General features: G+C 38.8%; 22 protein-coding genes. All 22 read left to right on the forward strand.

Going from position 1 to position 11,955, the window contains the following annotated elements; translation table 11 throughout:
- Positions 1–9: 9 nt before the first annotated feature.
- The gene (locus OXT66_RS03115) at positions 10–768 is read left to right on the forward strand and encodes a hypothetical protein (RefSeq protein ID WP_268595620.1); all 759 of its coding nucleotides are present in this window, start codon (positions 10–12) and stop codon (positions 766–768) included.
- Positions 752–1,534 (forward strand): ATP-binding protein, encoded by a 783-nt coding sequence (locus tag OXT66_RS03120; protein ID WP_268595621.1) that lies wholly within the window; start codon positions 752–754, stop codon positions 1,532–1,534. Before OXT66_RS03115 ends, OXT66_RS03120 begins: the two co-directional genes overlap by 17 nt.
- On the forward strand, positions 1,531–1,710 hold the full coding sequence (locus tag OXT66_RS03125) for a hypothetical protein (RefSeq protein ID WP_268595622.1): 180 nt from the start codon (positions 1,531–1,533) through the stop codon (positions 1,708–1,710). The genes OXT66_RS03120 and OXT66_RS03125 overlap by 4 nt, the downstream gene beginning before the upstream one ends.
- On the forward strand, positions 1,703–2,128 hold the full coding sequence (locus OXT66_RS03130) for a DUF1064 domain-containing protein (RefSeq protein ID WP_268595623.1): 426 nt from the start codon (positions 1,703–1,705) through the stop codon (positions 2,126–2,128). Before OXT66_RS03125 ends, OXT66_RS03130 begins: the two co-directional genes overlap by 8 nt.
- Positions 2,129–2,147: 19 nt before the next feature.
- Positions 2,148–2,561: a hypothetical protein gene (locus OXT66_RS03135; protein WP_268595624.1), complete on the forward strand. Its 414-nt coding sequence runs from the start codon at positions 2,148–2,150 to the stop codon at positions 2,559–2,561.
- A gap of 37 nt (positions 2,562–2,598) precedes the next feature.
- Positions 2,599–2,955, forward strand: coding sequence for a hypothetical protein (locus OXT66_RS03140; RefSeq protein WP_268595625.1), 357 nt, complete (start codon positions 2,599–2,601; stop codon positions 2,953–2,955).
- A 2-nt stretch (positions 2,956–2,957) separates the two neighbouring features.
- Positions 2,958–3,695 carry a putative HNHc nuclease gene (locus tag OXT66_RS03145; protein ID WP_268595626.1) on the forward strand — a complete coding sequence of 246 codons (738 nt, stop codon included), beginning with the start codon at positions 2,958–2,960 and terminating at the stop codon, positions 3,693–3,695.
- Complete coding sequence (locus tag OXT66_RS03150) at positions 3,688–4,104, forward strand: hypothetical protein (RefSeq protein WP_268595627.1); 417 nt, start codon at positions 3,688–3,690, stop codon at positions 4,102–4,104. Before OXT66_RS03145 ends, OXT66_RS03150 begins: the two co-directional genes overlap by 8 nt.
- Positions 4,105–4,106: 2 nt before the next feature.
- Positions 4,107–4,289 carry a hypothetical protein gene (locus OXT66_RS03155; RefSeq protein ID WP_268595629.1) on the forward strand — a complete coding sequence of 61 codons (183 nt, stop codon included), beginning with the start codon at positions 4,107–4,109 and terminating at the stop codon, positions 4,287–4,289.
- The gene (locus OXT66_RS03160) at positions 4,286–4,522 is read left to right on the forward strand and encodes a hypothetical protein (protein WP_268595630.1); all 237 of its coding nucleotides are present in this window, start codon (positions 4,286–4,288) and stop codon (positions 4,520–4,522) included. Before OXT66_RS03155 ends, OXT66_RS03160 begins: the two co-directional genes overlap by 4 nt.
- Positions 4,523–4,524: 2 nt before the next feature.
- Positions 4,525–4,842: a hypothetical protein gene (locus OXT66_RS03165; RefSeq protein WP_268595632.1), complete on the forward strand. Its 318-nt coding sequence runs from the start codon at positions 4,525–4,527 to the stop codon at positions 4,840–4,842.
- A 23-nt stretch (positions 4,843–4,865) separates the two neighbouring features.
- Complete coding sequence (locus OXT66_RS03170; RefSeq protein WP_268595633.1) at positions 4,866–5,255, forward strand: hypothetical protein; 390 nt, start codon at positions 4,866–4,868, stop codon at positions 5,253–5,255.
- An 83-nt stretch (positions 5,256–5,338) separates the two neighbouring features.
- Positions 5,339–5,539, forward strand: coding sequence for a hypothetical protein (locus OXT66_RS03175; protein ID WP_268595635.1), 201 nt, complete (start codon positions 5,339–5,341; stop codon positions 5,537–5,539).
- 23 nt (positions 5,540–5,562) lie between these two features.
- Positions 5,563–6,015: a hypothetical protein gene (locus OXT66_RS03180; RefSeq protein ID WP_268595637.1), complete on the forward strand. Its 453-nt coding sequence runs from the start codon at positions 5,563–5,565 to the stop codon at positions 6,013–6,015.
- 37 nt (positions 6,016–6,052) lie between these two features.
- Positions 6,053–6,508, forward strand: a complete 456-nt coding sequence (locus tag OXT66_RS03185) for an ArpU family phage packaging/lysis transcriptional regulator (RefSeq protein WP_268595639.1) — start codon at positions 6,053–6,055, stop codon at positions 6,506–6,508.
- Positions 6,509–7,237: 729 nt separating this feature from the next.
- The gene (locus tag OXT66_RS03190) at positions 7,238–7,801 is read left to right on the forward strand and encodes a ParB N-terminal domain-containing protein (RefSeq protein WP_268595640.1); all 564 of its coding nucleotides are present in this window, start codon (positions 7,238–7,240) and stop codon (positions 7,799–7,801) included.
- Positions 7,802–7,803: 2 nt separating this feature from the next.
- Entirely contained in the window at positions 7,804–8,640 is an 837-nt protein-coding gene (locus OXT66_RS03195; RefSeq protein ID WP_268595642.1) for a hypothetical protein, read from the forward strand.
- Between the two features lies 1 nt (position 8,641).
- Positions 8,642–9,145 (forward strand): QueT transporter family protein, encoded by a 504-nt coding sequence (locus tag OXT66_RS03200; RefSeq protein ID WP_268595645.1) that lies wholly within the window; start codon positions 8,642–8,644, stop codon positions 9,143–9,145.
- Positions 9,146–9,149: 4 nt separating this feature from the next.
- Positions 9,150–9,374: a DUF2829 domain-containing protein gene (locus tag OXT66_RS03205; protein ID WP_268595647.1), complete on the forward strand. Its 225-nt coding sequence runs from the start codon at positions 9,150–9,152 to the stop codon at positions 9,372–9,374.
- Positions 9,374–10,093 (forward strand): SDR family oxidoreductase, encoded by a 720-nt coding sequence (locus OXT66_RS03210; protein ID WP_268595648.1) that lies wholly within the window; start codon positions 9,374–9,376, stop codon positions 10,091–10,093. Before OXT66_RS03205 ends, OXT66_RS03210 begins: the two co-directional genes overlap by 1 nt.
- Before the next feature lie 28 nt (positions 10,094–10,121).
- A complete protein-coding gene (locus OXT66_RS03215; RefSeq protein WP_268595650.1) occupies positions 10,122–10,613 on the forward strand; it encodes a small terminase subunit in 492 nt (163 codons plus the stop codon).
- Complete coding sequence (locus OXT66_RS03220; protein ID WP_268595652.1) at positions 10,606–11,952, forward strand: PBSX family phage terminase large subunit; 1,347 nt, start codon at positions 10,606–10,608, stop codon at positions 11,950–11,952. The genes OXT66_RS03215 and OXT66_RS03220 overlap by 8 nt, the downstream gene beginning before the upstream one ends.
- The last annotated feature ends 3 nt before the right edge of the window (positions 11,953–11,955 follow it).

The raw sequence follows: 11,955 nt of genomic DNA on the forward strand, positions 1-11,955 counted from the left end.
GAGGCGCTGATGAATTATTTACAACAGATTCTGGCATTTGATGACTATAAGATGTATCGACAACGCCTTTCCGCTGGTCAAGTCAGTTTGTGGCATGCGCTTATGAGTATCAACAACAAGACTGGGTGGGCAAGTTGGTTCACTGCTGCCAGCAAAACGCTTGAAATTAGTAGTGGTCTCTCACGATCAGGAGTTTTAAAAACCAGAAATACCTTGAAACAACTGGGATTGATTGACTTTGAAACGCATGGCACTAATGCCACTAGTTATCACATTTGCGTACTTTATACGTCAGATAGTACGCAAGTAAGTGTGCAACCAAGTGCGCAAGATAGTAAGCAAGATGGTGTGCAAGGCAGTACGCAAGTGGAAGAAGATCCAGCACCTGAACCGGAAGAACCCAAACCACAGAAACCGAAAAAGCCTAAAAAACAAGAGCCAAAATATTCTGAGGATTCGCAAGAGTTCAAGGCAGCCAAGTATCTTTTTTCAAAAATCAAAAGTAATAATGACAACGCTAAAGAACCGAATTACCAAAGTTGGGCTAATGATTTTCACCTAATATTTGATGTTGATAAGCGTTCTAAGCGTGATGTTATGAAACTTATTGATTGGACACAAAAAGATCCATTCTGGTGTTCAAACATCTTGTCACCAAAGAATTTGCGGAAACAGTTTGATAGGTTAATGCTGCAAGCTAAGATGACTGATACTACTGATACTACTAGTTCTGGTGAAAAGAGGTGGACAAATGCTCAAGTCAATTAAAGGATTATTCACTCAAAAAGAGATTGAACAATTCGCCAAAGAACATGGTGTTGATATGGACACTTTGCCTACCAAAGAAGAAATCAACCAGAAAACACTACAAAAAGCTTTTGAAAAAAACGAGGAAAAGAAACGAAAAATTTATTTCAAGCACTCGTTGTGGAGTGGTAATCGAGAGTTGAATTTCACGTTTAAAGATTGGAATGTTGATTTACAAACTAATCGAGATCAAGCCAGAGCGTTAGGCAACCAAGCCTTTACGTTAGCTCAACAGTTACGAGTTAAAAGTTTTAACGTCGTTTTGCTAGGTGATAAAGGTGTTGGGAAAACTTCATTGGCGTTAGCTATGCTGAGTGATTTAAAAGCAGCGAAGAAAAGTGTCATCTTTGTTTCAACTGCCGAACTGTTGAACTTGATTAATCGGCGCTATGATGATCCGTCATTAAACGAAAAAATAGACCGTATTAAACGGTCAATGATTGAAGCAAATGTCTTAGTTCTTGATGATTTTGGAACAGAGGGAAGCATGACAGCGAGTGGCATTAAACCCGTTCATAAAGATATGCAAGACCTTATGTATCAAGTAGCCAATGCCCGTGTTGATTTCAATAACAACAAAGTCAAAGGCGCAACGATCATCACCACTAACAACACCCAGAGCGAACTGGAACAGATGTACGATCACAAATTGATCAACCGATTGTTTCCAGATAATGCTGCTCATCAATTAATTTTTGAAGGAATGAAAGGAGTACGGAACGTATGACAGACTGTCTTTTATGTAGTGGAACTCACGTTTTCTGGTCGGGTCCGGAGTTTGAAATGACTGCTGAACCTTGTCCAGTATGTGGGCCAATTAGTGAAGAAGAATCACACAAGCGAATTGAAGCAATCAGGAAAGAATGGGCGCCATATGCTCCTAAGGAATTAGTTCATGGTTAAGTATCCAACTGGCACTAAGCGCCCTAAAGCTAAGAGAAATAGTAAGGCTAAGCGCAAAAGTAAATTTAATAACCGTCACGTCGTTATTGACGGTATTGAGTTTGATAGCCAGCTAGAGGGTAATTACTACCTGCACATCAAAGCGTTGAAGCTTGACTTTAAATATCATGAATCGTTTGAAATTTTACCTAAGTTTTCACTGTCAGGTAAGAATTATCAGCACCGTATTTATACGCCAGATTTCACGATATACAGCAAAGGCGAACTAGTAAGTGTAATTGACTGTAAAGGTGGGAATGCCACCATAACTGCTGATTCTCGCTTGCGTATGGTGATGTTTATGGAAAAGTACCGAGTTCCAGTAGTTATCGCCAAGTGGGACGCCAAAGCAAAAGTATTTCATGAAGAAATAAAGTAAATAAAAAAGGAAGTTAGCAATGAAAATTAATAAAGCAGCTCGGACTTTGATTAATTTCTTTCAAAGCAGGGGAATCAAGATCATGAGATATGATTCCTACTCAACTAACAGCATTTATCTGAAACTTGACTATGGATTGTTGTACAGCATTCGGATAAGCGATCATCAAGGTAAGCAGCACTTGAATTACAGATTCAACGTTATCAAGAAGTACCGAGGGCCAAGATATGTAGCTTCAAAGTATGACTGGAAACGTGAATTTTATGACTTATCTCCTGATGATTTGAATGATTTATGTATCAGTATTTTGCAGCTTAAAAAGCAACTACTACTAGAATTTGGATTATATGGCTACCAAAATGCCATGGACTACCGCAAACATAAAAATTCCGGTACAAAAGGATTTTGGAAGCAAGCTAAGGATTTAGGGTAGTAGAAATCAACTAATAAAAGAAAATGAGGAAATCAAAATGAACGAAGAATTATTAAAGCAATTAGCCGAACAATTTTTAAACAACGTGAAGGACGACCAAGAAAATCAGTCAAATCAAGATGATCAAATGCAACGTGCTGAAGAAGTAATTGGTGAAATGTCTTTTGATATGTTTGGTGATCAATCATTGTCGGTGGTTTTGAGTAAGGACGGATTTTCCACCAAGTTGCCAAAAGATGAAAAAGCAATGCTTTCATTGATAGCATGGATTTTTGACACAGTCGAACACCATGTTGTCTTAAGTGATAAAGGAATGCTTCAATACTTATCAATTCTAAATGACGCCAGTTCAAAATTGGCTGGTGAAATTTCAAGTTACCTAGAAGAGGAATAGTCATGCTGTTTAGCGGTGTTTTAAAGCGGATTAACAAGCGTTGGGCGTTGATTCATTTGGATAAAGACGCCGACATTGACAAGCTGTCCATGCTGCTAGACGGAAAGACCCCCAGCGTTGACTTTAATGTCGATGATGAACGCACAATCAGTCCAGATCAACGTAAAAAAATACATGCCATGATCGGCGAAATTGATGTTCATATGGGTAACTACTTGCCAGAGATGACCAAGGTACAGCTGAAAGAGCAGTTCTGTGTTGAAAACGAGTATTATCACGAATTTTCGTTCAGTGACTGCTCAATCAGTTTGGCTAATAAGTTCATTGAGTTTCTAATTGACTACTGTTTACGTGAAAACGTCCCATTTTTAACCATGCCGCTGGATATGATCCAAGAGCAGTACAACTGGGATATGAAATGCCTAGAGTACCGTAAGTGCATTATTTGCGGTAAGCATGCTGATATTGCTCACGTCTATGCCGTTGGAATTGGACGTAACCGAAACAAAATCAGCCATATTGGAAATTACGTCATGGCGTTGTGCCGAGAACATCATACTACGCAGCACGGTATCGGCATTAAAACCTTTATGAAGAAGTATCAAGTCAAAGGCTTGAAGATTACTCCAGAAATTGCTGAAATGCTCAAAATTGGCAATTATCAGGTTAATACAGGCGATCCGCTAGTGGTAACTGATCGGAGTTATACAGCCTTTTGGAAAGGTGAAAAAAGTGATTAAACTTAGCGAAAACAAAACTAGATTGCTTAATCCTAAGCAGCAAACTATGTACAGCCTGATTTTTAAGCTTCAAGACCGTTACGGGTTGAATTGGACTAAAAAAGTGACTGATGATGACCGAGACTACAAGAAATTACAGTCGCTTTATGATCCGGACAATCCCGAAAACAAAAAGAAAAAGCCCAAACGAAAGCCGAAAGTTCATAAAACTGAAGGCTATGACCATTTTGTAGCCGTAATTGGTGCAAAGGTTATCGCTGACAGTTCCACACTAAAAGGCATGATGGATCGTGGGGCGTTAAATACCACGTGGGGGCATATTCATACCTACCGAGCCAGAAAAGACGCTAAAAATCAAAAAGGAATCGTCATCATGAAGATTGGTGATTGTTGCCAGATTGGAGAATAGCGATGAAAGTTTACGCAGTTAAATTTAATGATGTCGTATTTTTAAGAAGCTATGAATCTTTGAGTGACAATATTATGGTTACTAGCAATGTTTCAAACATTCATTTCTTCAGCGATTATGACGAAGCTAGCGAAATCGCCGAAGATGTTGATGGTTATGTAGCTGTATTCAACGAGGCGAAATGATGAAGATGTATTTGGCTTACTCAACGGAATATTCCGACGAAACTAAAGAAGTCGGCAGCACTGCCCCTATAGGAGTATTCAAAACCAGAAAAAAGGCTATTAGCGTTATTCAAGATCTATCTCAAATTGACCACGCTATGCAGTTTAAATCTGGTGGAAACGTTGAAGATTTTATTTATAACAACGCTCAAGAATTGATATACACCGTAACGCAGGTAGAAGTGGAGGAATAGCGATGAAAAATTCAGAACGGAAATATGTACTTATGACTTCTAAACATGCTTCAGTAGAACACCCTTTATTTTGGGGTAGTCGTACCAAAGATAATGAAACACGTTCATTTGGCGGATATACGAATGATCCTAATGAAGCTGAACTTTACTCAATGGACGATATTACCCAAAAATTCGGTCCGAGTGAAACTTTACTTGGATATTCAGCAGAAGATTTAGGAACTCATATTCTTGATTACAGTTTCAGTGATTGGATATTTAAAGCTAAGTCTAATGATGTATTTATAACGTTGCTAAGTGAAGCAATGGCATTAAAATAGCGGTTTTATTGGAGGTTTAAAAATTGGGAAACAAAATTTCAGATTACAAAAACGAATTAAAAGTTATTTTTGGATGGTCTGTTGATGAGGAAAATGGGAAACCAAAGGTACCATTAATTATTTTCCCTGATGCGGTAGCTGACAGAATCAAATTTTTCGTTGACCAAATGGGAGATGGATTGCTGTTCACAGGAGCTTTGAATTTTATTTTTGCTTACGATGAAGAACGTGATAAGCAAGACTGTGAGGAAGGCGGTGAATGGCTTCCGGTATCTGATGAATTTAAAGAGTGGCGTGACAAACATTTTGCTGATAATCACGAAATAGTTGTTGCGCTCGGAATGATGTATGGGTACTTACCTGAAAGTGAAGCTAAGCAAAAAGGGCTACCACTGGATATGGAAATAAAATAACAATTTCATTGGAGGTAATTACAAGGTGGCATTGAAATTTGTGATGACGAAACCGGACAATCTATGTATGTGATTGGAGGGTAATGATGAAATATATTAAAAGCTATTTATCTGCTTTGGGTAACGGGTTATTAGGGATCGTGTTTCTGTTTTTTGTATTTGTATTACTAGCTGTTCTTTTATTACCTTTAATTTTATATTTTTTACATTTAAAAATTTTAGCAATAGTTGCAGGTGTTTTAGTAACACTCCCTACGGTTGGAATAATGATGAGAAATCAATAAAAATCACATTTTAGGAGGAAATCATGGAAGTACAAATTCAAAGTAAAGAATTATACGACATGTATAGACAAGTAATTGCACTACACAATGGGGAAGATCCTATTGTTGTGGCTGGCTTTTTTTGGAATTACGCCTTAAACCACAAATCATGCTGGTTAAAAAAGGAGATTGAGGAAGCTCGTCTCATCTTTGATTCAATTCTTGATAGTTTTGATATTGAGCTTGCTGATCCAGAGTATTACGTACGAGTTAAAGGATTTTCAGATTATCACAGGCAAAACAACTTTTTAAAATTTTTTGAGGAAGATGACATATTTGGTTTGTCAGATTTCGAAGAAGAAGAGGGTTATTGCAAAACAACATTTACTATCTCATGGCTAGAAGGAAATTGGGACTTCTATGTAGCTTATAAAGATGCTGGATTGCTTGAATTTTATGATGCTTGGGAGCCCGTTGACTTTATCAAATCTTTATAGGTGTAAGCCGTAATTAAATTTTAAAGGAGAGTTAGACTTGATCAACGACAAAATCGACGTTAAAAAAACAATCGAAAAAGCTAAGCAGGTGTTAAACAGCTACCAAAGATTACATCGGGTGGAGATTAAGGAAAGCATTCAAGCGTCTGTGATTTCAGACTTGCCCGGTGGAGGATCTGGTTCAGGCAATTCTTCTGAAAATAAAAATATCAGCCGTATGGAAGCTTCACAGTATTGCTCAATCGTCAGGCACGTGATCAGAGCCATTGAAAATGATGTTTACCAGCAAATATTGACTGATGTTTATATCAAGGATAGCGATTATACGGGTAAAGATGTTATCCAAAATATTTCATCTTCATTTGGTGCTAGTTTGTCCGAAGCGCAGTATTACCGGAAGAAAAATGCTGCATGCTACTGCTTCGCTGAAATTTGCCCACCGTTGCCATTAAACGGCGAAGATTACTCCGATTTAGTCGTTTATAAGCGATGATAGTAAATTGATAGTAATTTAAAGCGATTGGAAGATAGTTGATAGTCCGTTGATAGAGCCTAGCTGGTATTATTGTAGAGTAGATGATTTGGATAATGGTTTTCGATCATTTGCCTCCTTAAAAAAAGTCATGATTGGTAGTGTCTAGCGCTAAGAACGCATGGCGGTTTAAGCCCGCCCTAGATATTTTATCGCCTATGCTTCCGAGTGTGACTGTTACGCTTACATAACAGCCGGTATAAGCGAGTTTATCCAGTGTATTTACCTCGCAGTTTAGACTGGATTAAAGGGGAGAGCGGACTGACAGGTTATGCGATGACCCCCGTGACTGAACTCTAACTGGTAGACACATGGTGGTTCGATTCCACGTTTAGTCATTTTGCCCCACAAAACATCAAAGTTCAAAAATTAAAATTCAAAAATCTGCCATAAGCAACGTTTCATCTAATCTGGGGCAAATTGGAGTAGGCTTTAAGGCTATGAGGTTCAAATCCTCGCTACTCCGTAGACCACATGAACCCAACTTTAAAAAAGACTAGGAGGATACCCCCTCTTTCTTGTCAAAAATTAACGTTGTGGTTGAACTTGTATGAGGCACACAATCGAATAGACGTACTCAAACCAAGTACAAGGTAAAGGCGTTGGGAACGTCTTTTTTAATTCCCAAAAAGTAGCAGCGTGTTAATAGCACGCTTTTTTTATACGCAAATTTAGAAAGGTGGTTATCACTTGAAGATTGAAAATTGGAGCATTGATGATGTTAAGCCGTATGAACGCAATCCGAGAAGTAATGACGATGCCGTAGAATCCACAGCCAACTCAATCAAACAATTTGGTTGGCAGCAACCTATCGTGGTTGATAAAGCTGGAGTGATTATCGTTGGGCATACCCGTTTAAAGGCAGCTAAGCAGTTGAAACTGGAGGAAGTGCCAGTAGTAGTTGCTGATACTTTATCAGAAGAACAGGTTAAGGCTTACCGACTTGCTGATAACAAGACTGGTGAGCTAGCCAACTGGGATTTCGATAAATTAGGCTCTGAATTGTCTGACATTATGGATATTGATATGACTGAGTTTGGTTTCTCTGACTTTGAATATGATGATGAAGACGAAGATTTAGACGACTACGAAGAACCTAGCGATGGTTCAACCAAAACGCAACTAAAATGGCCCGGCACGACTATTAACCTTGGCGGTATGGAGTTAGACGCTCTTAATGAAATTTATGATCTGTTTGACCAAACTACCCGTGGCGAAAGTTTTGTAGAGTGGCTTAAAAATAAGGTGTTTTAGTCATGAGGATTTTCCTAAGTGCATTAGAAAATAATGTCGATTCAACATTTAACTACTTAGACCAAAAAGGCAAGAAAATTAAGTCTGGTTTGATTAGTTATTTTTACTTAGAAAAGAACCAAAAGAGCCGTCCAAACCTGCTTGAAGATATTCAAATGCGTTGCGATGAACTACTAGTCGATAGCGGGGCGCATTCTTTCCAGAGTGGCGCTCGCGTGAGTTGGCTTGAGTACACCAAACGTTATGCAGAGTGGATCAAAAAAGTTGATTGTGATCAAATTATTGGCTTCTTTGAAATGGACGTTGATAACGTCATCGGCTATGAGAAAGTTCTGGAACTAAGAAAGATATTGGATCAGGCTACAGATAAAATTATCCCCGTTTGGCATAAAAACCGAGGTATTAGCGAATTTAAGAAAATGGTCAAGGAAACTAAGGGTGATATCATCGCCGTTGCTGGTTTCCAAAATGAAGATATTTCAGATGACCAGTTTAATAAGTTTGTTAACTATGCCCACCACAGGGGTAAAAAAGTCCATGCATTAGGTATGACCCGCCAAAAGGTATTACGAAAAGTTCCGTTTGACTATGTAGATAGTTCTTCTTGGAAACAAGGAGCAATTTACGGAAACGCTCTGACTTATCAAGGGGGGCGGATCAAGACTAAAAATGTTTCTGGACGTTTTGACACTAAAGAATTGATGACGATAGGTCTTGAAGCGTATATGCAGTTAGCTGACTACTATAACGCCATGTGGGATCACGTCAATCACGATCTATATAAAATTTGGCAGTTCGTAATTTCCTGCCTAACTCAAAAAACTAAGGTGGTATTTTAATTTGAAAGCAACAAAAGTAAAAACACAAAACATCGCATTACCTGCAATGATCGCTGCATTATATGTGGCGATTTCTTTAGTTTTAGCACCAATTAGTTTTGGAGCAGTACAACTAAGATTTGCGGAAATGTTTAATCATTTAGCAGCGTTTAATAAACGATATATCTACTCATTGATTTTAGGCTGTTTGATCGTTAACATGTTTAGCCCACTGGGGATCATTGACATTGTTGTCGGTACGGCTGGTACTTTAATTGGCTCAACTGCTACCTACTACTTAACTAGAAAAACAACTAAGCATTTATGGTGGTATATGATTGCTAGCCTATGCCAAATTCCGGGTGTGATTTTAGTAGCGTCTGAATTAACTATTGTGAACCACATTCCGTTCTGGCTTACATTAAGTTCAGTATTTGTAGGTGAAATGCTATCAATGGCGGTAGGTGCAGTGGTAATTGAAATGCTAAGTAAAAGAATTGATTTTACTAACGGGAAAAGGAAGTAATCAAATGGAATTTAGTGAAGCATTAACACAATTAAAAAAAGGCAAGCGGATCCGGAGAACTTCTTGGAGTGCTGGAGAAGAATTTGTATTTGAAGTTGCTAACCACAAATGGGGAGATAACGTCATTAATCCCTTTATGCTGATTAAAACCAATGAAGTACCAGCATATTCTGTTTTTCAACCAAATTCATGTGAGGTATTGGCTAATGACTGGGAGGTCGTTAAATAATGGCTCGCTATGACGATTTAAAAGGTAAAGAGGTATTAGTTACCGGAGCAGCTAGTGGAATTGGTAGAGCGCAAGTAATTGCCTTTTTACAGCAAGGCGCAAATGTCACTGGTTTGGATATTAAAAAGAGTGATGTAGTTGATCCGAATTATTCATCAATCCGTATGGATCTAAGAAATACTGATAGTTTAGAAACATTTATAGAGCAGTGTAAGTTTGACATTGTATGTAATACTGCTGGGATTCTAGATGACTTTCTAAGTGTTGAGGGTACAGATTACTCTTACTTTTCTGACATTATGAAAGTTAATTTGGACGCTATGTTTTTAATCTCCAAAGGATTGATTGAGCAGGATAAGCCAGTAACGTTTGTAAATATGAGTTCTTACGCTGGATTGTTTGCTAGTGGTGGTGGAGTAAGCTACACAACATCAAAGCACGCCATTAATGGTTTAACTAAAGAAATTGCCTTTGAGTATGGTGGACGTGGTGTCAGAGCTAACGCTATTGCGCCATGCTTAGTTAAAACTGATATGGTACGAGACGATTTTGAAAGTGGACTAGATTATCGACTGGCAAAGAAAACAGTTTTTAATCGTTATGCTGCACCAGAAGAGATTGCTGACTTAACTTTATTCTTGGCGTCTGATAGTTCTAAGTACATCACTGGTCAAGTGATTAGCATTGATGGCGGCTATTCATTGGGCAACGAAGTGTAATCTAACCGAAAGGAGGCTAATCAATGAAATGGCAAAAGGTAAATACGAAAAGTGGCTAGAGCCAGAGAATTTGGTTAGGCTTCGTGGTTGGAAGATGCAGGGCCTAACTGATGAGCAAATAGCAGATAACATCGGTATTTCTCATCGAACATTTGAACGTTGGAAAAATGATCATAGTCAGATTCGTCAGGCTATAAAAGGCGGTAAGGAAGTAGCTAACTTTGTTATCGAAAATGAGTTGTATAAGAAAGCTAAGAGCGGCAATGTTACCGCAATGATTTTCTTTTTGAAAAACAACTACCGTGAAAAGTACACTGATGACCAAACTGACCCAGCATTGCGGAAAGCTCAAATCAGAAAAGCTAACGCCGAAGCAGATATTGCCGAAGCTAGAGCCAGAATTGAGGGCGACATTGATATGTTCGACGATCAAGAAGCTGATGGGTTCTTGTCAGCTATCAGTAAAGGTGTAGCCCAGTTGAACGATGACGACGATGAGGATGGTGATTACGATGAGTAGCGTGCATTTAAAGGCGCCACAATTCAAATACGCTCCGTTCTCTCGGAAACAGTTGCAGGTTTTAAGTTGGTGGCTAGATCCAAGAGCCAAACAATTTGGCAATCTTTCGGAAGTTAAAAAAAAGCATCCGGAGTGGCTTAACCGCAGTGATAAAGAAGTTTTGATTGCTGACGGATCTATTCGTGCAGGTAAGACGCTGATTATGTCCATGTCTTACATTGAGTGGTCAATGACTAACTACAGCAATGAACAATTTGGGATTGCTGGTAAGACGATTGGATCACTAAGGCGTAACGTTATCACACCATTAAAACGCATGTTGGCTGGACGTAAAGGCTACAGGGTTAAAGATCGACGAGCTGATAATCTTCTTGATATTACCTACAACGGCGTCACTAATCATTACTACCTGTTTGGTGGTAAAGATGAAGGTAGCCAAGACTTGGTTCAAGGTTTAACTGTAGCAGGATTCTTTTTTGATGAAGTAGCTTTAATGCCAAAAAGCTTTGTCAATCAGGCTGCTGGACGTGTTTCTGTTGATGGTGGGAAGCTGTGGTTTAACTGTAATCCGGCTGGCCCTTATCATTGGTTCAAGACCGAATGGCTAGATAAATTAAAAAAACATAAGGCAATTCACATTCACTTCACTATGGATGACAATCCGTCACTAGCAGAATCCGTTAAAGATAGAAACAGGCGAACCTTTTCAGGGGTGTTTTATCAGCGCTATATTTTAGGCGAGTGGGTATTATCTGATGGAATTGTTTATGACAACTTCAATAAAGATACTATGGTTGCCACTCCACCAAAAGGTGTAGCAGAAAAGTATTATGTATCAGTCGATTATGGTACGCAAAACCCTACGGTATTCTTGCTGTGGGGTCGTTTTGATGGCGTTTGGTGGTGCTTGAAAGAGTATTACTATGATGGGCGGCACAGCTCACGCCAAAAGACTGACGAACAATATGCTAATGACTTTCTTGAGTTTGTTGGCAAGTTAAAAGTAAAGGCGATTGTTGATCCGTCTGCTGCTAGTTTTATAGCACAGTTACGAGCCAAGGGCGTTAGTGTTGAGAAAGCAAAAAACGATGTTTTAGATGGTATTCGTGAAACCCAATCAGCAATGAACCTTGGCAAGATTATGTTTGCGCCCGGTTTGGTTAATTTATTTAAAGAGTTAGCCAGTTACGCATGGGACCCTAAAGCAGCAGAGCATGGTGAAGATAAAGTTATCAAGCAACATGACCATGCCTGTGATGCTGTTAGATACTTTGTTTACCGTGTAATAAGAACTGGTGGCGTTGTGAAACCTAAAGTTAAGCCAAAAGCATTTAGATAAGGA

The organism is Lentilactobacillus senioris (genome assembly GCF_026798195.1).
GTDB classification, from domain to species: Bacteria; Bacillota; Bacilli; order Lactobacillales; family Lactobacillaceae; genus Lentilactobacillus; species Lentilactobacillus senioris_A.